The following is a 24,484-nucleotide window of genomic DNA, read 5'->3' as shown; positions in this document are numbered from 1 at the left end:
GCCCACCATGACCTACGCCCTCTACGAATGCAGCGATCCCGCCTGCCGCTTCCGTTTTCCGGCGGCGGAGGCGCAGATGCGCAAAGGCCGCTGCCCGTGGTGCGGAGAGCCTGTCATCCTCCTGCACCATCTGCCGACGCCGACCGAACGCACAGCTTCGGAGAGGGATGCGCCGCGAGCAACGCTGCCCTTCGCCGCGCTGCTCGACAATGTGCGCAGCGCGTTCAACGTCGGCTCGATCTTCCGCAGCGCCGACGGCGCCGGCCTGCGCCATCTTTATCTGTGCGGAGTCACGCCGACGCCCGACCATCCCAAAGTGGCGAAAACGGCGCTCGGCGCCGAGCGCAGCGTGCGCTGGAGCCATCATCGCAATGCAGTGACGCTCGCGCACAGCCTGCGCGCAGAAGGATGCACCCTGTGGGCGTTGGAGACGGACGCCGACGCAAGCTCGCTCTTCGAGGTGGCAACGCCGCATACGCCCTTCGTGCTTGTCGTCGGCAACGAGGTGACCGGCGTCGACCCGGACCTCCTGTCCCTTTGTGAACGGCGCGTTATGATTCCCATGGCCGGTGGCAAGCGCTCACTCAACGTGGCCACGGCCTTCGGCGTCGCCGCCGTTCTTCTGAGCCGCGCGCTCGTTGGGGCGGCGACTCCCCAAACCGCACATCGGGAGTGAGGGCATCGATCGATGTTCATAAAATTCGGGCTTCATTGGCTCTCCACCTTGCTCATAGTCGCGTTCTTGCTGGCGGATTCGGCTCCGCGGCCGGCGGCGGGCCGCAGCTTCTCGCCGCCGTTGCACGGCCATACGGCGACGCTGCTCCTGGATGGACGCGTTCTGGCGGCGGGCGGCGACGGCGCCAACACGCGCCTCTTCGCACCCGGCTCTTTGCAGCCGCTGCCCGGCCCTGCCATGGGCGCAGCGCGTCGTCAGCATACGGCCACGCTGTTGTTGAGCGGCGATCTGCTGGTCGCCGGCGGACTCGATGCAGATGGAAGGGCGCAGGCGAGCGTCGAGCGCTTCGATCCCGCCGCCAATCGATGGAGGGGCGCAGCATCGATGCACACGGCGCGGGCGCGGCATACAGCGACGTTGCTCGGCGACGGGGAGCTGCTGATCGTCGGCGGCGAAAGTGGAGCAAACGCAGCGCTGGCCTCGACGGAGCGCTATGCGCCCGCCCAGGATCGCTGGCGAGAGGTGCAGCCGCTTGCAACGCCGCGCGCCGGCCACACGGCGACGCTGCTTCCCGACGGCCGCGTGCTGGTCGTCGGTGGCCGGGGCGCCAGCGGCGCGCTCGCCAGCATCGAGGTGTTCGACCCGCGCACGCAAAGTTGGAGCCCAGCGCCTTTCACCCTGCAAACCCCGCGCTTCGACCACACCGCTACCTTGCGTCCTGACGGAAGAATTGTAATCGCAGGCGGCAGCGACCGCTTTCTTCAGCCGCTCGCCAGCGTTGAGATCATCGATCCGGCGCGGGGCGTCATCGTCGGCCCCTCGCTCGCCCATGCGCGCACCCGACACACCGCCAGCCTGCGCCCGGACGGCGCCGTGATTGTCACCGGCGGCGTCGGCCTCGAAACGCTTGACGCAGTGGAGCTTCTGCCGCCGACGGATGCAGGGTGGCGGACGCTGCCCCCGCTCGCCGTCGCGCGCAGCGAGCACACGGCGACGCTGCTGCCTGGCGGCGCACTGCTCATCGTAGGCGGCGCACCCGCCGGGCCGGCGGCGGAGCGCCTGCCCGGAGCGCCAGGGAGCGCGCAGGCCGTCGCCCCGCTTGCACTGGCGCGGCAGCGCCACACGGCGACGCTGCTCTTCGACGGCTCGGCGCTGGTCGTCGGCGGCCTCGCCGGCGTCGACGTTTTGGATGCCAGCGAGCGCTACTTTCCAGTCGGCGACGAATGGCGCACAGCGGCGACGCTCAACCAGCCGCGCTTCGGCCACACCGCCACACTGCTCGGCGACGGCGCTGTGCTGGTCACGGGTGGAGAAGCAGGAGGCGCTGCGCTTGCCACGGTCGAACGGTTCGACCCTGCGACCAACGCATGGCGAACGTTGCCATCCATGCAATTCGCAAGAAAGAGACATTCCGCAACCTTGCTCGCCGACGGCGGCGTCCTGGTGATCGGCGGCGAACAAGGGGCCGGAGCCGCTGCGCCCGGCGTTTCAGACAACGCATCTCGCTCCGCCGAACGGTTCATCCCTGCAACGGAGCGGTGGCAGTCGACGGCTGCGCCCGCCGCCCCGCGCGTCGATCACACGGCGACGCTGCTTCCCGACGGCCGCGTGCTGGTCGTCGGCGGCGTCGGCGCAGGCATAACGTCGCTCACTGCGGCTGAAGCGTATGACCCGGCAAGCAACGCATGGACGACGACGGGCGCAATGCAGCATCTGCGCGCCGGCCACACCGCCACGCCGCTGCCCGATGGCGGGGTCCTTGTGGTGGGCGGCTTTGACCCGGCGGACGAAAGCTTCACAATCTTTGCCAGCGCCGAGCGATTCGATCCGACCACCAACACGTGGAGCGCCGTGGCGGCGATGACGACCCCGCGGCAACATCACGTCGCCGTGCTGCTGCCTTCCGGCGAGGTGCTCGTTATCGGCGGCGAAAATCGGGACGGGCTGGTCGCCTCCGCGGAATTGTACGACCCGGCGAGCGATCGATGGCGCACGCTGATATTGCCGGACGAGGAGGGGCGCATCGGTCACGCAGCGACGCTGCTGTTGGACGGCAGGGTGCTGATCGTGGGCGGCTGGCGCCCCTTTGCGGCGCTAAACGAGGCGTTCATCTACGCCTCGCCCCTCGCCCCCGCAGCGCCGGCGCTCGAACAGGCGGTTTTGGACGAAGGCGGGCGGGTCATTGTGCGCGGCTCCGGCTTTCGCCCCGCCTCGGCGGCGTCATCGGACAACACGCGCCAATCCGCTGCAAACGCCCCGTTGGTGCAGCTCCGCCATGTGGACAGCGGATGGCTGGCGTGGCCGGGCCAGGCCTCAGGGACGCTTCACGCCAACACGCTGATTACGTCAACGGCGCTGCTCAGCGACTCCGCGCCGGTCAACGGGCCAACGCTGGTCACAGTCTTCGTCAACGGTGCAGGGTCAAACAGCCGATTTCTCGCCGGCGCGTCCCCTCCGGCCGCGCCGAGAAATGAGCTCTATCTACCCCTCATCGCCAAATAAGTCCTACCAACAAAGCCTTTTTGCTATAATGAAGACAGCCTGATCCGTTCCGAGTAGGTTCAATAGCGATGACAGAAAACCGAGAGAACATTCGCCTTTCCCCTACAGCCTATCTTCAGCAGGAAGAAACGGCGGCGACGAAAAGCGAATATCTGGCGGGAGAGCTGTTTCCGATGGTGGGCGGGACGGCCAATCACAATCGTATTGTCGTCAGTCTTTGCAGCGCCCTGGATGCGCGCCTTGAAAAAGGTCGCTGTGAGGTGTTTTCCAGCGATCTCAAGCTATGGGTGGAAGCGTACGACCTGTTCACCTACCCGGACGTAATGGTGATCTGCGGAGCAGTGCAATATTATCCGGGGCGCATGGATGTGGTCGCCAACCCAACGCTGATCGCCGAAGTGCTGTCCAAATCCACGGGCGGCCTGGATAAAGGAGAAAAGTTCACATGGTATCGGGCGCTGGATTCGTTGCAGGACTATCTATTGATCGACCAATATCGCGTTCATGTCGACTGGTATCATAAGCTGGCGAACGGACGTTGGCTGTTGACAGAATACGTTTCGCTCGAGGATGTGCTCTCACTGGAATCGATCAACGTCGAGCTGCCGATTCGTCTGCTCTATCAGCGCGTGGACTGGTCGCGCGTCTGACGCCTGTCTCTGATCGCTATGGCTGATGCAGCATCTTGAGCGTGGAGCTGCGTTCGATTTTGCCCGTCGGCGTCTCGACGAAGCGCGCTGCGTAGTGAATCTGCCGCGGCGCGTGGTGGCGGGGAAGCGTTTGGCTGAGCGCCCAGCGCAGCTGCATCTCCTGATCTTCGGTGAGCGGCGCGCCCTCCACGATCAGCGCCACCTGTTGCCCTAAACGTTCATCAGGCAGGCCGGCGACAAAAAAGCGTCGCTGCGCCATTCCCAGCTCCGGCTGCTCGGCTGCGAGCGCCTCGATGGCGGACTCGACCTGCTCCACGTGCACCTTCACGCCGCCGCTGTTGATCACGTTGTCCCATCGTCCGATCCAGACAAAGGAGCCGTCGGGCTGCAGCTCCACCAGGTCGTTCGTCTGAAGCAGGACGCCGGCGGTCATCGGCCCGCGCAGGTTGAGACAACCGCGCGCGTCGACCCCGGTTTCGACGCCGGGCAACGGCGCGAAGCGATCCGACGCATCGGGGCCGTTGAGTCGGCGCAAAGCCACGTGCGTGGCCGTTTCGGTCATGCCGTAGGTGTGATAGACGGGAGCGACAAGATGGCGAATCTGCGCCTCCAGGGTGGGCGACACCGGAGCGCCGCCGACCAGGATGGCGCGCATGGCGTCGAGGCGGCGACGATAGGCGAGGGCGCGCGCCGCAGCTTCAGGGAAACAGGAGCCGCTGTCGGACGCCAGGGCGATGTCCAGCAACGTTTTCATCTGCAACGGCACAAAGGAAGCGAAATCGATCGTCAAATCGTCCGGAAGCCCAGCCAGGGGATCGCTCGACGGCTCGACGACGACCAGGTTTAACCCCAGCACAAAGCCGCGCACCAGCATCATGCGGCCGGCGATGTATTGCACCGGCAAACAGACCAGCGCAGTCATGCCCGCTTCCAGGCCGAGCGCAGCGGCCGTGGCGCGGGCGCTGGCCTCCATTTGGCTGCGGGTGAGGCGGATCGATTTCGGCGCGCCGGTGGAGCCGGAGGTGCGCACTTCAAACGTCTCATCGCCCCCCAGCCAGGCGCGCGCAAAGCGCAACACCGCCTGCGTCTGCTCACCGGCGGATGCAATGGCAGGGCCGGCGAGCAGCGTCGCTTCCTCATGCCAGCGCCCTTCAAGCCAGATCATCCGGACGTCCTTTCCTCATCGATGCTGTTCGTCTGATAGCCCGGCAGATTTGCGGCTCTGCGAAAGACCTGAATGAAGCCGGGCGGCGCGTTGACATGCAGTCATCTCCTCACTACAATACATACACATTTGACCAAATCAGGCACATTTGTGCAAAATTTTGTGCAAATCAAGTCAATCCATCTGCGGCGCAGCCGCATACAATCATAGCCCAGGACAAAACCCATGAACCAATCCTTCGCCGACCTTTCTCCAGAACGCCTCCGTGCGCTGCTGCACCAGATGATGCTGATTCGCGCCTTCGAGGAGGCGGCGGAGCAGCTCTATCTGCAGGGGCTCATTCACGGCACCATGCATCTTTCCGTCGGCCAGGAGGCGTCGGCGGTGGGCGCCTGCGCCGCCCTGCGACCGGACGATTACATTCTGAGCACCCACCGCGGCCATGGGCACTGCATCGCCAAGGGAGCGCGCGTTGACTTGATGATGGCGGAGTTTTTCGGCAAAGAGACCGGCTATTGTCGCGGCCGCGGAGGCTCCATGCACATGGCCGACGTCGAGACCGGCAACCTGGGCGCCAACGGCATCGTGGCGGGCGGGGTGCCGATGGCGGCGGGCGTAGGGCTGAGCATCCAGATGCAGCGGCAGGATCGCGTCGTGCTCGTCTTCTTCGGCGACGGCGCCACCAACGAAGGCGCCTTCCATGAGAGCTTGAACCTGGCGGCGATCTGGAACCTGCCGGTCATCTATTTCTGCGAAAACAATCAGTACGCCATGTCGATGGCGATCACGCGCGCCAGCAAGGTCGAAAAGTTGAGCGACCGCGCCTGCGCCTACGGCATTCCCGGCGTCACCGTCGACGGCAACGACTTGCTCGCCGTCTATTGCGCCACGAAGGAAGCAGTCGAGCGGGCGCGTAGCGGCGGCGGCCCGACCCTGATCGAGGCGCAGACCTATCGCTGGAAAGGACACAGCAAAAGCGACAAGCAGCGCTATCGCACCAAGGAGGAAGTCAAAGCCTGGCAGGAGCGCGACCCGATCGCGCGACTGGCGCAGAAGATGCTGGAGGCCGCGCTGCTGACGGAAAATGATTTACAACAGCTGCAAGCCGACGTCGATGCGGAGATCGCCGCAGCCATCGAATTCGCCAAAGCCAGCCCCGAACCGGACCCCGCCACCATCTTTGAAGGAGTTTACGCATGAGCCGTGAGTTGACTTACGCCGAGGCCGTGCGCGAGGCCATCGATCTGGCGATGGCGCGCGACGAGCGCGTCTTTCTCGTGGGCGAGGATGTGGGCGTCTACGGCGGCGCCTTTGGCGTGACCGATGGCCTTTATCAGAAGTACGGCCCAGAGCGCGTGCGCGACACGCCGATCTCCGAGGCGGTCATCGCCGGCGTGGCCACCGGCGCAGCGCTGACCGGCATGCGCCCGATCGCCGAAATTCAGTTCATGGACTTTATCACGCTCTCGATGGAGCAGCTCGTGCTGCAGGCGGCCAAGCTCCGCTTCATGTTGGGCGGCAAGGTGCAGGTTCCCTTCGTGCTGCGTACGCCGGCCGGCGCAGGCACCGGCGCCGCCGCGCAACACTCGGAGAGCCTGGAGAACTGGTTTGTGCACGTGCCGGGCCTCAAGGTCGTGATGCCCAGCACGCCCGCCGACGCCAAAGGGCTGCTGCTCGCCTCGATTGAAGATCCCAACCCTGTGATTTTCGTCGAACATAAGCTGCTCTATCGCACCAAAGGCGCCGTGCCCGAGGGCTACTACACCATTCCTTTGAGCCAGACCGAAGTCAAGCGTCCCGGCCGCGACCTCACCATCGTGGCCACGTCGCTGATGGTGGTGCGCGCGCTGGAGGCGGCGGAGAGGCTGGCGAAAGAGGGCGTCGAGGTCGAGGTGGTGGACCCGCGCACGCTCAAACCGCTCGACGCCGAACCGATCATCCGCTCGGTGTGCAAAACCGGCCGCGTGCTGATCGTCCACGAGGCGTGCAAGACGGGCGGCTTCGGCGGCGAGCTGGCGGCGGTCATCGCCGAATCGGAGGCCTTTGACTACCTCGATGCACCGATCCGCCGCCTGGCCGGACTGGACATCCCCGTGCCCTACAACCGCGAGTTGGAGCGGCGCATGGTGCCGCAGGTCGAAGACATCGTCGACGCAGCGCGGCGTTTGGTCAAGGAAGCGAGGTGAGCACGCATGGCCACGCCCGTCATTATGCCCAAGTTCGGCATGGCGCAGGAAGAAGGCACGATCATTCGCTGGCTCAAGCAGGAGGGGGAGCGGGTCGAAAAGGGCGAGACGCTCCTGGAGGTGCAGACCGACAAGATCGACATGGAGGTCGAAGCGCCGGCCAGCGGCGTGTTGACCGACGTCCGCTACGGCCCCGACGCCACCGTGCCGGTCACGACCGTGATCGCCCTGATCGCTGCGCCTGAGGAGGTCGCTGCGGCTGAGGCTCGTCCATCGTCGGCACCCTCCGCCGGCGTGCGCGTCAGCCCGGTCGCCCAGCGCATGGCCGCAGCGACCGGCGTTGACCTGACGCAGGTGACAGGCAGCGGACCGCAAGGGCGCATCGTAAAAAGCGACGTCGCCGGCGCGCTCCAGGCGCAGGCTCCACAACGCGCGCAGCCGCAGGAGGATGAGACGCGGCGGGTGCGTGCAACGCCTGCCGCGCGTCGGCTGGCGCGGGAGCATGGCATCGCCCTCGCTGCGCTCACCGGCAGCGGGCCGCAGGGACGCATTCAGGCTGCAGATGTAGAAAAAGCGCTGAGCAGCGAGAAAAGAGGGGAGAGAAGAGAGAAGGAAGAGGCGATCGGCGTGCAGCCCGGGACGCCGGGGGAGACGGCAGTGGGCGAGCCGCTGCGCGGCAAACGGCGCACGATTGCCTCCCGCCTCAGCCAGAGCTGGCAAAACGCGCCGCACATCTTCCTCACGACCTCCATCGATCTGACGCGCATCGACGCGCTGACGAAGGAGCTGGCCGACGACGTCGAGGCCGCAGGCGGACGCCTTACGCTGACGGTGTGGATCGCACGCGCGGTCGCCGCTGCGTTGCAACGCCATCCGCGCCTCAACGCCTGGCTGCGACTCGATGGCGAGCAGCTTGTCTACACGCAGCATGAGTCGGTGCATCTCGGCGTGGCTGTGGCGGTGGAGGATGGGCTGCTCGTGCCTGTGGTGCGCAACGCCGAGACGCTCGGTTTAGCGGCGCTGGCGGCGCGCATCGGCGACTTGTCGGCGCGCGCACGCACCGGTCAGCTCACGCCCGATGAAGTGAGCGGCGGTTCGTTCACCCTCTCCAATCTCGGCATGTATCCGGTCGAGCACTTCACCGCCATTCTAAACCCGCCGGAGGTGGCGATTCTGGCGGTCGGGCGGGCGCAGGTCCAGCCGTTCTGGAATGGCGCCGCCTTCGAGCCGCGGCGGATGATGCAGGTCACCCTGTCGGCGGATCATCGCGTCATCGACGGCGCAATCGCCGCGGCCTTTTTGGCGGAGCTGAAACGGCTGTTGGAGGAGCCGGCGCGGCTGTTGCTTTGAACCAACCCGGGCAGTGCAGGTCCAGGCGTCAGAAGCCGGCGTTCGAGGGATGGCAATCGACGCAGAAAGGGCGCAACCCGTTTCCAGTAAAACAGAATCCACGTAGAAATCTGGTAAAATTGCAGTCAATCGTTGCCCGAAGCCCAACGCCCGAAAATTTCAGGGAGGCCACCATGCTCATCGTCCACGTCGACGTCCACGTGAAGCCCGAATTCATCGACGCCTTCATCGCCGCCACACTGGAGAACGCACGCGCCAGCGTCCAGGAGCCGGGCGTCGCCCGTTTCGACGTCCTTCAAGATCAGGCGGATCCCACCCACTTCGTGCTGGTCGAGGTCTATCGCACGCCCGACGATCCGGCGCGACACAAGGAGACCGCCCATTACGCCAAGTGGCGAGACGCCGTCGCCGCCATGATGGCCGTCCCGCGCACGAGCGTCAAGTACGTCAACCTCTTTCCGGAGGACGCAGGCTGGGGTTGAGCGAGGGCGAGCGCCGCGTGATGAGGATGGCGACGACCGCAGCGACCGCGTAGAAAAATGTTGCGCCGGCGAAGACGCCATGATAACCCACCCACGAGGCCAGCGCCGCCGCCGTCATCGGCGCTACGACGCGCCCCGACGCCTGCACGCTGTTGTCCAGACCGTAGGTGACGCCCTGGCTGCCCGCCGGCGCATAGAGGTTCATCAGGGCAGCGATCGACGGAATCAGACCGCCCATCGCCACGCCGCTGAGCGCCTGCAAGACCGCCAACTGCCACACAGACGTCACAAAGACCTGCGGAGCGTAGAGCAGCGCCGAAGCGATGGCCGACCCCACCAGCACGCGGCCATGGCCGATGCGGTCGCCCAGGCGCCCCAAATAGACGGCGCTGGCTGCACTGGTGAAGGCGGAGACGCCGATGATCAAGCCCGTCATGGCGGTGGCGCCCGTCGTCTCTCCCCGATTCAACGTCAGCACAAAGAGCGCCATAAAGGGCAACGTGATGGTGGCGCCGAGGCTGCGCAAGAACGCAAGCGCGTAGAGGCCGCGCATCTCGCGCGCGGCGAACAGCGCTCGATAGCTGGCCCAAAAGCCCGGGCGCTGCGAGCGCTCGACGGGCTGAAAGTCCTCCTCCACCAAAAAGACGACCGCCAGACCGGCGATCCCCAACAGCGCGCCCGTGATCCAGAAGCTTTCGCGGAAGCCGAAAAATTCGCCCAGGACGCCGCCCACGATCGGGCCGCCGGAGACGCCGATCCAGCGCGCCATGTTGAGCACGCCAAGCGCAAAGCCGCTCTGCTCCTTGGGCGTCTGCGCTGCGACCAGCGCGTTGTTGGCGGCGATCACGCCGGTGGTGGCGCCCTGCAGCGCGCGCAACAGGACAAGCTGCTCGGCGTTCTGCGCAAAGCCCATCGCCGCCAGCAGGATGGCGCCGCCCAGGGTGGCGCGCTCCAGCATCAACTTGCGACCGCTGCGGTCGGCGATCACCCCCCAGATCGGCGAGGCGACCATCATCGTCAGCGCCTGCATGGAAAAAGCCATGCCCGCCCAAAACTCCAGGCTGCCGCCCGTGCTGACGCCCAGCTCGCGCACATAGAGGGGAAGAAATGGAAAGATCAGACCAAAGCCCAACGTCGAAAAAGCCTGAACGACGGAGAGGACGACGAGGTTGCGACGCCAGTCGATGGAGCGGGCCGGCGCAGCAGGGGGAGCCTGAGAAAGAACAAGCCGTTTCCGTTGCACGATGCGCGAAGGAAAGCCTTTCTACTGGTTGTTGAGGAACTGGGCGGCGGTCACGGCCATCAGCGCCAGCGTGGAGTTGTAGACGGCGTGCGCAATCATGGCGGTTGATGTGTTGTAGCGGATGCGCAGCCAGCCGAGCATCATGCCCAACAGAAAAACAACAACGGTCGCCAGCGTGATCCCATAGTTGCTATGCACCAGCGCGAAGAGCAAAGAGGTCGCAATCAGCCCAAAACGCGGCTGCATCGCCCCACGAAAGAGAGCCTCTTCGCCGATGCCGGCCGCCAATCCAATCGAAATGATGCCCCAAGGGCTTTGAAAGAGCGGACCGATCAGCTGCTCGGTCAGCGTTTCAACGTCGGCGTCGACGCCTAACCCCACGGCGCGGGCGCCGGCCTCCAACAACATCACCGTTGGCACCATGACAAGCGCCCATCCGACTGCGATTGCGATCTCCCGGCCGCTGGGTTTGACGATGTTGAGACGGTCGAGCGCCCTGCGCAATGAGAGACGAGTCAGCCAACCGACGCCGATCAACGCAATGAAGACAAAAAGCGTCGTCTGCACCCACAAAAACCCGATCGTCACCGGCGGCTGACCGGTTTCTTCGGCGCGAGCGGCCAGTTGCATGGAGAGATTGTCCAGACCGATGCCCAGGGTGACGCTCAAATAGACGGGGATGAACATGCTCATAGAGCTGCTGACTGCGTGCAAGGGATTGTCTGCGTCTAAACGAGAAAAACGGGCGACCCCGCGACGCGCCGGCTTCGTCAGCAACGCCAACCCCAACAACGAAGGGAGCAGCATCCCCCAACCCAACCAGGCCCAGGATCGCACCGGCAGAATCTCCTCCATCTGGGCCTGCAGCTCCGGCTGCGCCTGCAAGCCGAGCGGAGCCAACAGCGCCATCACGCCGAACAGCGCCAACGCTGCGTGGATCAGCGCCACCATGGCGTAGGCGAGCGCCGCAAGCGCGACATAGGGCTGCTCCTCTTCTCGCAGCTTTTGTGCAAGATTGGCCACGAATAAAATGAAAATCACCGGCAAAAATTGCACTATGACACCGATCGTTTCAACCATCGTGAAGCGCCTTTCTGGATGGATCGACGGCGACCTGGACGGACGAAGATGTTGACGCCTTGGAGCCTCGCTCTTCCAACACGCCCTGCCTGCGAAATTGTTCAGCAGTTGCTTAAGTCTACCGCCAACACAAATTCATAACCAAATGCGCCCAGGCTGCGTTGGACACACTCGGAAGAGTGCGATAGACTACCTTTCCATCGCTGAGCAGAGTGCACGAAAAACCTGCATCTTTTCGAGGAGGAATCAAAATGACGGACGGCGACGGGTCATCCGCCCAGAGCGGTGAAGCCATGCGCAATCAGATCAATGGCGCGGCTGCAGTGCATACGACCTCCCTGGAACATGCAAAGAAGACTCCAACCGCGGTTCAGCGCAGGAGAAAAGGAGCGTCGGCGCAGCGGCGACCCTCTCAAACCTCAACGCCACCCGCTTCCATTCTCGATAGAGGAAGCCCCTCGTTCCCGGTGGAGTCGGCGATGGCGCGTGAAGAGTCCCAGCGCACCTCGCTGCGCTACATCACCCCGCGCGTGCCTGCGCCGGGCGCCCTGGCCGAGGTGTATCAAAGTTTCTTGCAGGAATGGGAGCGCACCCACACGTTGCCTCTAAACCCGGTCTATCGCCCGAGCTTCGACCTGGCGTCGCTCTCGCTCGACGCGCTCAGCACGGCGGATGAAGTGTACAATCGGGAGCTGAGCTGGCTCGACTTCAACTGGCGCGTGCTGCGCGAGGCGTTTGACCCGCGCACCCCGCTGTTGGAGCGGCTCAAATTCATCGCCATCACCTCCAGCAACCTCGACGAATTTTTCAGCAAACGCGTCGGCGGCCTGAAGCGGCAAAAAGCCGCCGGCATGGCCAACCTCACGCTGGAGGGGTGGGCGCCCGACGTGCAACTGGCGCTGATCGCGCGCGCCGTGCGCGAGATGGTCACGATCGAAAGCGCATGTCTACATGAAGACATCCTTCCCCAGCTCGCCGAACACGGCATCCGACTGGTGAACTACGACGAGTTGGACGAGGCGGAGCGCAAGCGGCTGCAAGAATACTTTTTGAACGAAGTCTACCCGATCCTGACGCCCCTGGCGGTCGACCCAGGGCACCCCTTCCCCTTCATCAGCAACCTCAGCCTGAGCCTCGGCATCGTGCTGATCGATCCGTCGACGGGCGAACGCCAGTTTGCGCGCGTCAAGGTGCCGCCCACGCGCCCGCGCTGGGTGCCGCTGCAACGGCAGATGCATTTTCTGCCCCTCGAACAATTAATCGCCGCCCACCTCGATACGCTCTTCCGCGGCATGGAGATCGTCGCCGCTTTTCCCTTTCGCGTCACCCGCAATGCAGACCTGGCGCGCAACGAGGAGGAGGCCGACGACCTCCTCGACATGATCAGCGAGGAGCTGCGCGAACGTCGCTTTGCGCCGGTCGTGCGCCTGGAAGTCGACGCCAACGCACCGCCGGAGGCGTTGCCGCTGCTCCAGAGTCAGCTGCACCTCGAGAACGACGACGTTTACTTTGTGCATGGGCTGCTGCGCCGTCCCGACCTCTTTGCGCTGGCGGAAATCAACCTGCCGCACCTGAAATACGAGCCCTACACGCCGACCGTCCCCTCCAGGCTGGTCGGCATCAGCAGCAAGGGGCGCACCGGCGAGCTCTTCAGCGCCATCCGTCAAGGCGATCTGCTGGTGCATCACCCGTACCACAGCTTCCAGTCGACGACGCAGCTCTTCGTCGAGGCCGCCGCGCGCGACCCGCAGGTGTTGGCGATCAAGCAGACCATCTATCGCACTTCGGACAACTCGCCCATCATTGCGGCGCTGATCGACGCCGCCAGCCGTGGAAAGCAGGTGGCCGTGCTGGTCGAGGTCAAAGCCCGCTTCGATGAGGCCAAAAACGTCGAGTGGGCGCGCAAGCTCGAAGAGGCGGGCTGCCACGTCGCCTATGGGCTGGTCGGCCTCAAGACGCACTGCAAAATGTCGCTGGCGATCCGCGAGGAGGAGGACGGCTTGCGCGCCTACTTCCACATCGGCACCGGCAACTACAACGCCAAAACCGCCTCCACCTACACCGATCTCGGCCTCCTGAGCTGCAACCCGGAGATCGCCGCCGATCTGATGGACCTTTTCAATTACTTGACCGGCTACAGCTATCAGGTGGATTATCGCAAGCTGTTGGTGGCGCCCGTGAACATGCGTCAGCACATCCTGGAGTTGATCGACCAGGAGATCGCCCATGCGCTGGCCGGGCGGGAAGGGCGCATCATCGCCAAAATGAACGGGCTTGAAGACTCGAGCATTGTGCGCAAGCTCTATGAGGCGAGCCAGGCCGGCGTGAACATCGACCTGATCGTGCGCGGCAACTGTCGGTTGCGCCCAGGGCTGCCCGGCGTCAGCGAGAACATCCGCGTGATCAGCATCATCGGTCGCTATCTGGAGCATTCGCGCATCTTCTACTTCGCCAACAACGGCGACCCGCGCTACTACATCAGCAGCGCCGACTGGATGCGCCGCAACCTCAGCAGCCGCATCGAAGCGGCGGCGCCGATCGAAGACCCCAGGCTCCAGGAATATCTGCACATGATCCTGCACAGCTCGCTCAACGACCAACGCCACGCCTGGGAGCTGTTGCCGGACGGCCGCTATCGACAGCGACAGCCGTCGGTGGGCAGCAACGCCCTGGAGGCGGGCGGCGTGCAGAACTATCTGATGCAGCACACGCGCATGACCTCGACGCTCGTGGGGTAGCACCTATTTGGGCGATGGGGTCAACGCGCCGCGGGATCGGCGTCCGACCTGCGGCGCGGCGCCCCTAAATGCAGCGTCCAGGCCCACCAACAGATGGCGGCCGCCAACAGATGCCAGGGAAAAGGCAGCAGGAAGGGCGAGGGGGCCATCAGCGCCCCCGCCAGCGCAGCCATCGTCACCCAGCGCTTCTGCAACGGGCTGAAGCGCATCAGAGCGAGCGCCGCCCAGCTCGTCGCAACGCCGCCCAGCAGCGCTCCTACGCCCAACAGCCCCAGCGCCAACCCATCCACCAACGTGAGCAGCTCGTTCACCGATGGCAGCTGCAGTGCGGCCGGCAGCGCCGTCATCCACGCTGCGAGGCCTGCAATCGCCAGCGCCGCGGCGATCAGCAGCAGGGTGCACTGCAGCATTGTCGAGATGCGGTGAAGAGGCGCATACGCCCCCAGCAGCGAGATCAGCACTCCCACCCAGCCGACAATAACGGCCAGCCACAGCCACAGACCCAGGCTCCACAAAAAAGGATGCTCCAGAATCCATGCCTGCCGCGGAAACGAAACGCCGACAATGCGCAGGCCAGGCCGCATGACGAACAGGGAATAAAGGACGGCGGCGGTGAGGGTGGCTGCAGAGAGACGACTCACTATGTTCGATTGCATGGCATCACCCCTCTCGAACAAACCACTGTCATCGACGCACGACAAAAAGACAACCCGGATCGAAATTTTGGGGGTTGAACTTATTTCAAAATGCATTACAATATGCAATAAGAATAGCAACTTGCATAGCAGAAATGCTCGTATGACCACCAGGACAGCAGCGTTTCCGCAGCCGGCGTCATTGAAAAGGAACCAAAAAGGAAACCTCGCTGCATGCGGCTCACTTTTTTTGGTGCGGCAAGAGAAGTGACCGGCTCGATGCACCTGCTTGAGGTGAATGGCGAGCGTATTTTGCTCGACTGTGGCCTGTTTCAGGGGCACCGCGCCGACACCTATGAGCGCAACCTTCACCTGCCGTTCGATCCTGCTACGGTGAGCGCCGTGGTGTTAAGCCATGCGCACATCGATCATAGCGGCAATCTTCCCAACTTGTGCAAACAAGGCTTCCGCGGCGACGTCTGGTGCACAGCGGCCACGCGCAACCTCTGCAGCTACATGTTAATGGACAGCGGCCACATCCATGAACAGGATGTGGCCTATCTCAACAAACAGCGCCGCAAGCGCAATGAGCCGCCGGTTGAGCCATTGTACACGCAGGCGGATGCACTCGCCTCATTAGAGCAGCTCATCGGCGTCGGATTCCAGCGGCCCATTCGCATCGCCGACGGCGTGCAGCTCACCTTCGTGCAGGCCGGGCACATTCTAGGCGCCGCCTTCGTGCAGTTAGATATCCGTGAATTTCACACCGGCAAATCCTGGCGGCTGCTCTACAGCGGAGACATCGGCCGTTGGGACAGCCCAATTTTACAACCGCCCCAGAACTTTGACGAGGCGGATATCGTCATAATGGAGAGCACCTATGGCGATCGGCTGCATGAGAGCTACGCCGATGCGCGCAAACGACTGCGCGACGTGGTGAACAGGACGGCGCGACGGCGCGGCAAGGTGATCATCCCCGCCTTCGCCGTAGGGCGCACGCAAGAGCTCGTCTATGCACTCAATCAGCTCGACGCCGGCGGCGACATCCCTGCCATCCGCGTCTTCGTCGACAGCCCACTGGCCGTGAACGCCACCGACGTCTTCCGCATGCATCCTGAAGCATGGAACGACGAAGTGCGCCAGTTTCTGATGGAAGGGGAGCGACGCAGCCCGTTCGATTATCCGCTGATCGAGTACGTGCGCGACGTCAGGCGCAGCAAGCAGCTCAACAATCTGAGCGATCCGGTCATTATCATCAGCGCCAATGGCATGGCGGAAAATGGGCGCATCTTGCACCATTTGAAGAATAACATCGAGGACCCGCGCAACACCGTACTGATCGTGAGCTTCCAGGCGGAGAATACGCTGGGGCGTCGTCTGAAAGATGGCGAAAAGCGCGTGCGCATCTTCGGAGAAACCTATGAAGTGCGGGCGGAGGTGGAGTCGATTGAAGGCTACAGTGCGCACGCCGATCAACGCGGATTGCTGAACTGGGTTTCCACCTTGAACCGACAAAAGCTGCAACAACTCTTCCTGGTTCATGGAGAACCTTCCGCTATGGAGACGTTGCATCAGCTCTTGCAGGAAAAAGGCTTCCGCCAGGTCCATACGCCGGCGCGCGGTGACTTCTTTGAGTTTTGAACGTCTTCAATGGTGAGCGGCCATTTCTGATCGGATTCAACGAAGATTCGGCGTCACGCGTTGAGGGAAACGCAGAAGCACGTCGACTGCGTTGGGCATACAACATGATTGGGCGCATAACTCGAACAACAGGCATCTCATGAATTGGTCAAGGAAAGGAGTTGAAACTATGAAGCTGTCTCCAGCATCGTTGCGTCGCTTCGGGCGCACCTTGCTGGCCTTCATGATGGCGCTGGCGCTGCTCGGCGCGTTGCTTCCAGGTGCGGCGTTGGCGGCGCCCCCTGAGTCGGCGGCGCAGTCTACAGCGCAGTCAGGATGGGGATGCACCTGCTACCATACGGTGCGCTACGGGGAGACGCTCTCCCGAATCGCTGCACACTATGGCGTCACCATCCAGGCTATCATGCAGGCCAATGGCATCTGGAATCCCAACCGCATCTATGCAGGACAACGGTTGTGCATTCCCGGCCCGGCGGCGCCGCCGATCGGCGGGCCGGTCTGCGCCTGCCGCACCTGGCACCTCGTCCGTCACGGCGAAACGCTGAGCGGCATTGCGCGCTGGTACGGCGTGAGCATGCAGTCGATTGCCCAGTGCAACGGCATTTGGAACTGGAATCGCATTGTGGCCGGCACGCGCCTGTGCATCCCGAGCGGATATGCACCGCCGCCCCCACCACCTCCTCCGCCACCGCCTCCGCCTCCTCCCCCACCGCCTCCACCGCCGCCTCCACCAACGCACGGGGTGTGGTTCGGTGAATACTACGCCAACAAGGACTTTGCGCCGCCGCCTGTCTTTGTGCGGCAAGACAACGCCATTGCATTCGATTGGGGAACCTTTGGCCCGGGCGGCGGCATGCCGACGACCAATTTCAGCGTCAAATGGACGCAGACCGCCTGGCTGACGGCGGGAACCTACCGCTTCTTCGCAACGGTCGATGACGGCGTGCGCATCTACGTGGACGACAGGCTGGTGGTCGATGCGTGGCGCGTTGGACCTGCGCTCAGTGTGTTCGGAGACATTGCGTTGGACACCGGCTGGCATACGATCCGGATCGAGTACTTCCAGGAAGGCGGCGTCTCCGTGATCTATGTGAGATATGCAAAATTGTAAGCGTGAAGGGGCGTGAATGAACCTTCCAAAACCCGGAGGAGCGCTCGGCTGCCTCCGGGTTTTGTTTTTAGGCTCGATCACTTGCGTCGATGAAGGGCAAGGCAGCGACCGTGGCCTCAACGCCGTTCACGACGACAGTCGTCCCGCGGCGTTATACGGCCGTTTGACAATAGCCAGCGCCACAGGCGCCTGCAGTTGGGGGCTGAAGGCGGCGCTGGTGACGCGCCCGACCTCGCGGCCCTCCGCCGCGACCGCTGCGCCCGGCGCCAACAGAGCTGCGCTGCGCAGTCCGACCAGCGTACGCGTGACTTTGTCGTAGGTGATCTGTCGGGCGATGATCTCCTGACCGGTGTAGCAGCCTTTGTTCTCTGCGCAGGCCCAGGCCATGCCCGCCTCCAACGGATTGTATTCCGCGGTCAGCTCTGCGCCAGGGGCAGGGCGTCCTAATTCAACGCGTCGCGCTGTATAGGTGGCTTCGTCCAGCAAAGGAGCTTGAAGCTGCTCCAGAATGGCCTCGATGCGCTCCGGCGACGCGATCACCTCATAGCCAGGCAGGTCATAGTTCTCCTGTTTAAGAACGGCCAAGTCATTGAGTCGCCTCCACTCCCCTTCTCGCTCTGGAGGCGCAACCAGGCCGATCCGGGCAAGCGCCGCCTGCGCCCGGGGCCCGATCAATCGAAAACGAAGGAGAGGCGCATCCGGTCTACGCACGCGCACCTTGTCCATAAAAAAGATTTGCCCACGCAGATGGCGTTCCAGCGCAGCTGCGTCGCCGGGCGCAGGCAAGAGCCACAGCGCCTCCGCATCGGCCAGCACCGTGAACACGTGCAAGATCCGGGCGGTGGGGCTGGTCAGGATGGTGACGCAGCTCTCGCCGACGCGCAGACGTTTAATGTCGTTGGTCGTCATGCGCTGGAGAAAGTCGACGCGGTCGGCGTCTTCCAGCAACAACACTTCGGCGGAGGCGGGCTTCCAGACGACGACGTCGTGAAGAAGCGCATCGTACGCAGGTGCAGAAAATGTGATGGATGGCTCGCTCATGGCTTCTCTCCGTATCGTTCAAGAAAGTCAAGGATCCGATAGAATATTTCGCGGCCGGCGTCCGTCAGATCGGCTCCGATGCCGAGGTAGTGACTTTCATCTTCGTAGTAGTACGTCTCCAGCGGAACGCCGGCCGCAGCCACCGCCTCCGCCAGCTCATACGCCTGCTCGATGCGCAAAATCTCGTCGGCCGCCGTATGGATGATCATGGTGGGCGGCAGCTCGCCGGCGACATAGACCGGTGAGAACATCAAGAAAGGCAATGGGTAGAGGTTGGGCGGGCCGAGCGCAGGGACGAGCAGCTCAAAAGGCGGGGGAATAGAAATGCGCCCCATATAAAAATCATGTGCGGCGGTGAAGGCGTTCGCCAGCCCGCCGACCGTCACCCATCCGGTCAGTTCATCACCGGCGGAGCGCAAGAGCCGTGAGAGAATGGCGCTGCTGAAGCTGCCGCCCATTGCCATGGGGCGGTTGTCGCCGACCGCCGGGCCGAATGCGCCGCTGCGCGCCAGCGCCAGCGCCACGCGTGCGTCTTGCGCGTGCGCCTCGGCGTCAACGCCGCGCGCCGCAGTCGGAGAGATGGCTACGACGGCGTACCGCTCTGAAGCGAAAGCGACGCTCACGTCCTGCCAGTTGTCGACCGGAGAAGGATAGACCATGAAGAGCAGCGGCAGCGGCGCATCGCCCGGATGGCCTTTCGGCAGATAGAGGCGCAGCGTATCGACGACGGCGCCTTCAAAATCGAAAGCGTAGGCGACGACGTCGGCTGCCGCGTTTTCGGGGAATGCAGCGGTCGCAGTGTAAACGGCCGTCTGTCGCAGGTGGATGGCTTCGGCGAGGTTGTCCGGCAGGGGCTTTGGTCGATAAGGCTTCAATGTGAGCGCCGGCGCCTGTGTGACGGCGTTCGACCGGATCGTCACCAGCTTGGGAAGACCGAAAAGGCCGGTCAACGCCGCTTCAGCAAAGCCCGGCGCCACCGCAGCCGGCACATATTGACCCGGCGGGACGCCCGCGATGGAATACACGCCATCGGCGTCGGTGAGGGCGTGATGCGGCAGGCCGTCTGGTTGCGCCACAATGACCGAAGCGCCTGCGATGGGTCTGCCTGCCTCGTCCAGGATGCGGCCCACCAGCGCACCGGGCGGCGCACTGCTGACCGGCGGCGGCTGCGTGCCCAGCCAGGTGGAGATCGTATAGCCTAGCACATTCGACTGAGGCGAGGGCTGGCAGCCGGCGAGCCACAGCGCGCAAAAAAGGAGCACATGGTGCAGTGGCAAAGGATGAAACCCCCAATAACAGCCAATCTTTTTCATGCGCGCCGGTGACGAGACAAATCATGCTTCAGGCTGATGAAGCGTCTATCAGTGCATCGTTGTGCGAAATTATAGCACACAGAAAGAGCGTGATTGTTCAGCAATCCGTAGGCGCAGCTGCGAGCTGCGCTTCCTTGCATTCCCCAAGGCTTGCGGGCCATCAAAGAGCATGCGGCTGATAGCCGCACCTATGACGCGCCTTCTCCCCTCTCCAAGGTTGGGAGAGGGGCCAGGGGTGAGGGCCTTCCCAAAACAAAGCCAACTGCGTAAGGTGAGTTCTAACACAAGGGAAAAGAGTTCTTGGTCAAAATCCTTGGCTCAAACGGGGGCCCCGGGCTTCATTAATGTCGCAGCACAGCGCGTTTGCAGAGCTTTGTGAAAAGTGAAACGCCCGCCTGGACGCTTCGCATTTCCAGGCAGGCGTTCCGTCTAAAAATAACGGATTTGCACGCTGCAACTAACGGCTGACGGACCAACGGCTGACGGAGGGGAGATACACCCTTAGATTAATTTGATTGAACTGAGCGCACTGATCCTGGGAGGCGCCGGCCTGATTGGCGTCCACGATGGGCTGCAGTTGGTTGGCGCTGCAGTAAAGCACGCCGCTCACTTTGTTGTTGCGCATCACGACGCCGGCGCGGTTGCCGGTTGCCCGCATATCGCCGGCCACTCGATTGCGCGTCACCGTCAGCGCGCTGTCGTTGGACTCGAGCTGCAGGTTGCGACCGACCCACACCTGGTCAAGCGTGGCGCTTTTGCTTTGCCGCACCTGAACGTCGCCATCGACGACGGAGTTGTTGTTGAGCGTGACAACGGCGGCCCCCTGCGCTCGCACGTTGCCTGCGACGTTGACTGCGCTGCCCTGTAGCGCTGCGTTCGCTCCGACAATGATGTCGCCGCTGATGCGCGTGCCCTGCAAAATGCAATTGGCGTTATCGGGAATCATCAGATTCGCAACCGGTTGTGCACCGATGACTCCTCGACATTCAATTCCACTCGGTCCCGGGGTTGGCGCCGGCGGCGTGACCGGTTCACCGGCGAATCCGGCGCATTGATCTTCGTAGCTGGCGGCCACATTCCTCCCGCCGATCGGAGCCGGATTGTTCTCTTTGCATTGCAGATTCCCGTCGACGATGTTGTCGAAGATCGTGGCAAAGCCGATATTTTGGAAGACCTGAATATTGCCGCCCACGCGGTTGGCCTCGACAAGCAAGGCGCCGCGGTTCGACTCCAACTGAATGTCGCCGTTCACCTTCACCTGCTCCACCGTGGCGCTGCCGCCCTGCTTAATCTGGATGCTGCCACCGACCTGCGCATAATTGTTCACCGTGACGGCAGCGGCGCCCTCCGCCTGAATGTTGCCGCCCACGCTCACCTCGATGGCGTGGAGCGTAGCGCCCGTCTTCACCTTGATGTTGCCGTCGACGACCGTTCGATTGAGGGTGCAACTGGCATTCGCCGGCACCTCGAGGTTTTCAAAGCGCCCTCCGTTGATGACTCCAACGCAAGTTTCATCTCCCCCTGGCGTTGGAGTGGCGGTTGGGGCGGGCGTAGGCGAGGGAGAGGGCGTCGAAGTGGGGGTGGGCTGGTTCGGCGTTCCTCCAAAACCGGCGCACTGATCTTCATAGCTGGCTGCCCGGTTGCGTCCGCCGACTGGGACAGGCGCGTTTTCTTTGCACTGTAAATTGCCGTTGATCACGTTGTCGCTGATGGTGGCGCCGCCGCGATTCTGAAACACCTGAATATTGCCGCCAACGCGGTTGAAGGTGACGCTGAGCGCGCGGCTGTTCGATTCCAGCTGAATATCTCCATTCACCTGCGTCTGATCCACCGTGGCGCCGCCGCCCTGCTTGATCTGAACGCTGCCCCCAATCCTTGAACTGTTGACCGTGACGGAGGCGGCGTTCTCCGCCTGAATGTTGCCGCCGACGACGATCTCATTGGCGGTCAACGTAGCATTATTATAAACCTTGATGTTGCCGTCGATGCGCGTGCCGTTCAGCGTACAGGCGGCGCCTGCCGGCACCTCCAGATTCTCGAACCGTTGCACACCGATGACGCCGGTGCAGGTTGCGTCACTCGCATAAAGGACGCTGTACATTCCCACCGTCGCTCCCAACGCAACGAGGGCCAGGATCAACAACCGAATGCGTTTTAACATGCCGTGACTCCTTTCCTATGTCAACACATTGTAAACCGACGAGCGATTTCCAGGCGAGCCGAGGTTGAATCGCTTTTCCGGCGCCTGCAACTCACTCGTACAGAGCAGGCGCCCTTCTCAAAAATACATTCCCGCTCTTCGCGAAAAATACATTCCCGCTCTTCGCGGAAGCATCTTCCAAATGCGTTGACATCCCGATCTGCACGTTGTATGATTACGTTGACTTCGCATATTTGTTCAGCTCGTTGCGTCTGAATCGCGTTTCTGCGGAGGACGACACCATGACAGACTCTTTTTGGTGGCATCTCCTGGCCGGTTTCATCCTCGGCTTTGGGGTGTCCACCCTCTGGGAATGGCTCTATTTTCGGCGCAAGCGCACGACGATCCGCGACCGCTATGTCGCCGAGCTGGAGGCTACAGTGCGCACCTATGCGGCAGCCGCTTCGCAGTCGAACGTCAACACGGCAGGCGATTGGAGCGAACCTCGTTTTGAAAAGCCGCCCGTCTTCTTGGAAACTGAGGAAAACCTTACAGAAGAGCGTTCACGGGAGCAGAAGCCATCCGTTGCGTCTCCCTTCAGTGGGAGCGTTTCACATCCGCAAACAGCTCTCAGAAGCGTCGGGAGCGCACCGGCGCCCTTGACTTCCGTAAACCCCAAACTGCACCGGCAGGGAATTTCACCGGATCAATCAGCCGCCGGCTCGGCGCATCCCCAAACCGCGACAGCGTCTTTCCGCTCCGTCGCAGTGCAACAGCCGACTTCGGCCTCGGATCGGTCGCAGACTCCTGCGGTTTCGCAGGGCGAAGCCTATAGGGAATCCACCTTTGCAGAAGAACCTGCGAGACGCATCGAGCCTGCACCCTCTTTCTATACACAGGAGCGCCCGAGCCTGCCCGAGGATGTGCGGCGGAGACGCATCGAGCCGTCGATGTTGTCCCTTCCACAGGAGCAACCAAGTCCTACCGAAGAAGATGAATCATCGAGGCGCGCTCAACCGTTGACCCCGCCTCCCTCCCAGGCGACCGACTCAGGCCTCGCCGAAGATGCACAATCACAGCGCGTCGAGGCTGCAACTTCGTCACATCTACAAGCTCGCTCAGTCCTCTCTGAGGCTCCGCAACCCGGTCGCGTTGAAGCTGTCGCCTCGTCCCATTCGCAGGCGCCCCCGAGCCGCACCGAAATTGCGCAAGCAGAGGAGCTCGAACCGTCAATTTCCCTTCGTCCTCAGAAGGATTCAACGAGCCTTGATGAGGATGCACAGTTGAAGCGCAGCGAACTGACAGCCTCGTCTCCACTGCAAGAGGAATCGGCGCCTCCCGAAGCCGGGCGTCCGACGCCCACGGAACCTGTAACTTCCGCTCCTGCCCAGGAGCGCTCAAGCGCCGCAGAAGCTTCGCAAGCGAGGCGCACAGCGTCCACCTCTTCAAGCGCTCCCTATCTCGCCGCCTCTGTCCCGAGCGAAACGCAGAAATTCCAGAAGCTCTCGCCCACAAAAGACGCGTCGCCTGAAACAATGCAACATGCCGCCGCGGTGGAGCCAGGCTCAGGATCACCGGCCACCTCACAGACGAGCAGAACAGGGGAGGAGGCAGCGCAGCAGCCTTTTGCAGCGCTGCACCTCGAACGGGCGGGAGCGACGCCTGCGGCCGACGCTCCATCGCAGGCGCCGTCAGCCCCCGCCGGCGAACGCCGCGAGTCCGTCTACTTCGTGTTCCCAAACGGTTACCAGGCGCCGCCCGAAGCGTCGCGAACGGAGCCGACCGGACGCGAGAACGCGGAGCAAGCGGAGCCAACCCGAGAAACTCCTCCGTCGGCGCAGGGCAGCGTGGCTGCGCCTCAGCCTGAGACAAAATCCTCCGCCTCGATGGACGAACAAATCCAGCTTTCCCCTGCAGAGACGGCTCCGGCGGAGGCGTCCGCAGCAATGGCGACCGATGAGCGCACAGGGATGCAAAGGGAACGCCTCTCGGTGACTGCGATTGACGCAGCTCAGAGCGAGGGCGAACCTTCTCCTTCGGGCGAAGCCGCTGCCTGCCAGGATGAGGTCGCCGCCCCGCCCATGCGACAGGGCAAAATCTACACTACGGTCATCACCAGTCGAACAGAGTGGATGTTGGTGCGGGTGGTGCAGGCGATGGTGCAATTTGTGCGTCAGGTGCGCAGCGCCATCACGGGCGAGGATGCGCCGTGCTCCGAACCTCGTCTGACGCACGACGCTGCGCTTTGTGAAGATGATCTTACGCGAATCTCCGGCCTGACGCCCGCCCATGCAGAGCGGCTTAAGGCCGTAGGCGTTACACGATATACACAGCTCGCTGCGCTCACCCTCGATGAACTGCGGATGCTGACGTTCACTCCAGATGCAGCGAAGCCGATCGACTACGAGCAATGGCGCCAGGAAGCGGCCACCCTGGCGGCCTCCCAGGAAAGGGGGCGACGATGAGCAAGCACTTCTTCAAGCGCCGTCCCTTTATCGACCCCGGCGTCGACGGTTGGAAGGTCGCTGTGC

General features: G+C 63.2%; 18 protein-coding genes. 11 read left to right on the top strand and 7 right to left on the bottom strand.

The genetic code is table 11. From position 1 onward, the window contains the following. The 3 genes from Q0367_RS14395 to Q0367_RS14385 form a co-directional block, all read left to right on the top strand. On the top strand, positions 1-676 hold a 676-nt coding region (locus Q0367_RS14395; RefSeq protein WP_298983075.1), incomplete at its 5' end, for an RNA methyltransferase. 12 nt (positions 677-688) lie between these two features. Further along, complete coding sequence (locus Q0367_RS14390; RefSeq protein ID WP_298983073.1) at positions 689-3,178, top strand: kelch repeat-containing protein; 2,490 nt, start codon at positions 689-691, stop codon at positions 3,176-3,178. 68 nt (positions 3,179-3,246) lie between these two features. Beyond that, positions 3,247-3,828, top strand: coding sequence for a Uma2 family endonuclease (locus Q0367_RS14385; protein WP_298983071.1), 582 nt, complete (start codon positions 3,247-3,249; stop codon positions 3,826-3,828). 16 nt (positions 3,829-3,844) lie between these two features. On the opposite strand, the gene Q0367_RS14380 is transcribed toward Q0367_RS14385, so the two are convergent. Then, positions 3,845-4,993, bottom strand: coding sequence for an AMP-binding protein (locus Q0367_RS14380; protein ID WP_298983069.1), 1,149 nt, complete (start codon positions 4,991-4,993; stop codon positions 3,845-3,847). A 225-nt stretch (positions 4,994-5,218) separates the two neighbouring features. Between Q0367_RS14380 and pdhA the strand changes: the two genes are divergently transcribed. From pdhA to Q0367_RS14360, 4 genes are all read left to right on the top strand, one after another. Further along, on the top strand, positions 5,219-6,193 hold the full coding sequence (pdhA, locus tag Q0367_RS14375) for a pyruvate dehydrogenase (acetyl-transferring) E1 component subunit alpha (RefSeq protein ID WP_298983067.1): 975 nt from the start codon (positions 5,219-5,221) through the stop codon (positions 6,191-6,193). Continuing rightward, a complete protein-coding gene (locus Q0367_RS14370) occupies positions 6,190-7,179 on the top strand; it encodes an alpha-ketoacid dehydrogenase subunit beta (protein WP_297634168.1) in 990 nt (329 codons plus the stop codon). Before pdhA ends, Q0367_RS14370 begins: the two co-directional genes overlap by 4 nt. Before the next feature lie 6 nt (positions 7,180-7,185). After that, entirely contained in the window at positions 7,186-8,529 is a 1,344-nt protein-coding gene (locus Q0367_RS14365; RefSeq protein ID WP_297634171.1) for a dihydrolipoamide acetyltransferase family protein, read from the top strand. Positions 8,530-8,702: 173 nt separating this feature from the next. After that, positions 8,703-9,011: a putative quinol monooxygenase gene (locus Q0367_RS14360; RefSeq protein WP_297634175.1), complete on the top strand. Its 309-nt coding sequence runs from the start codon at positions 8,703-8,705 to the stop codon at positions 9,009-9,011. Here the strand turns inward: Q0367_RS14360 and Q0367_RS14355 are convergent. Both Q0367_RS14355 and Q0367_RS14350 read right to left on the bottom strand, forming a co-directional pair. Continuing rightward, positions 8,977-10,254: an MFS transporter gene (locus tag Q0367_RS14355; RefSeq protein WP_297634178.1), complete on the bottom strand. Its 1,278-nt coding sequence runs from the start codon at positions 10,252-10,254 to the stop codon at positions 8,977-8,979. The genes Q0367_RS14360 and Q0367_RS14355 overlap by 35 nt on opposite strands. A 21-nt stretch (positions 10,255-10,275) precedes the next feature. Further along, a complete protein-coding gene (locus Q0367_RS14350; protein WP_297634181.1) occupies positions 10,276-11,334 on the bottom strand; it encodes a CPBP family intramembrane glutamic endopeptidase in 1,059 nt (352 codons plus the stop codon). Positions 11,335-11,813: 479 nt separating this feature from the next. On the opposite strand from Q0367_RS14350, the gene ppk1 reads away from it, so the two are divergent. Then, positions 11,814-14,072: a polyphosphate kinase 1 gene (ppk1, locus tag Q0367_RS14345; RefSeq protein ID WP_298983065.1), complete on the top strand. Its 2,259-nt coding sequence runs from the start codon at positions 11,814-11,816 to the stop codon at positions 14,070-14,072. 20 nt (positions 14,073-14,092) lie between these two features. Here ppk1 and Q0367_RS14340 read toward each other — a convergent pair whose 3' ends face one another. Continuing rightward, positions 14,093-14,728 carry a hypothetical protein gene (locus Q0367_RS14340; protein WP_298983063.1) on the bottom strand — a complete coding sequence of 212 codons (636 nt, stop codon included), beginning with the start codon at positions 14,726-14,728 and terminating at the stop codon, positions 14,093-14,095. A gap of 213 nt (positions 14,729-14,941) precedes the next feature. Between Q0367_RS14340 and Q0367_RS14335 the strand changes: the two genes are divergently transcribed. Then, the gene (locus tag Q0367_RS14335) at positions 14,942-16,348 is read left to right on the top strand and encodes an MBL fold metallo-hydrolase RNA specificity domain-containing protein (RefSeq protein WP_298983061.1); all 1,407 of its coding nucleotides are present in this window, start codon (positions 14,942-14,944) and stop codon (positions 16,346-16,348) included. A gap of 169 nt (positions 16,349-16,517) precedes the next feature. Beyond that, a complete protein-coding gene (locus tag Q0367_RS14330) occupies positions 16,518-17,459 on the top strand; it encodes a LysM peptidoglycan-binding domain-containing protein (protein ID WP_298983059.1) in 942 nt (313 codons plus the stop codon). Positions 17,460-17,585: 126 nt separating this feature from the next. Here Q0367_RS14330 and Q0367_RS14325 read toward each other — a convergent pair whose 3' ends face one another. The 3 genes from Q0367_RS14325 to Q0367_RS14315 all read right to left on the bottom strand — a co-directional run bounded on the left by Q0367_RS14325 (position 17,586) and on the right by Q0367_RS14315 (position 21,974). Then, positions 17,586-18,500 carry a folate-binding protein YgfZ gene (locus tag Q0367_RS14325; RefSeq protein WP_298983057.1) on the bottom strand — a complete coding sequence of 305 codons (915 nt, stop codon included), beginning with the start codon at positions 18,498-18,500 and terminating at the stop codon, positions 17,586-17,588. Continuing rightward, the gene (locus tag Q0367_RS14320; protein ID WP_298983054.1) at positions 18,497-19,777 is read right to left on the bottom strand and encodes a carboxypeptidase regulatory-like domain-containing protein; all 1,281 of its coding nucleotides are present in this window, start codon (positions 19,775-19,777) and stop codon (positions 18,497-18,499) included. The genes Q0367_RS14325 and Q0367_RS14320 overlap by 4 nt, the downstream gene beginning before the upstream one ends. A gap of 493 nt (positions 19,778-20,270) precedes the next feature. Next, positions 20,271-21,974, bottom strand: a complete 1,704-nt coding sequence (locus tag Q0367_RS14315; RefSeq protein WP_298983052.1) for a hypothetical protein — start codon at positions 21,972-21,974, stop codon at positions 20,271-20,273. Between the two features lie 1,514 nt (positions 21,975-23,488). Between Q0367_RS14315 and Q0367_RS14310 the strand changes: the two genes are divergently transcribed. Further along, a complete protein-coding gene (locus Q0367_RS14310) occupies positions 23,489-24,418 on the top strand; it encodes a hypothetical protein (RefSeq protein ID WP_298983050.1) in 930 nt (309 codons plus the stop codon). Positions 24,419-24,484: the final 66 nt, after the last annotated feature.

The sequence above is a fragment of the uncultured Caldilinea sp. genome (assembly GCF_937128415.1).
GTDB lineage: Bacteria > Chloroflexota > Anaerolineae > Caldilineales > Caldilineaceae > Caldilinea.
The sequence above is the reverse complement of the archived record's forward strand: the minus strand, read 5'-3'. Positions and strand labels throughout refer to the sequence as shown.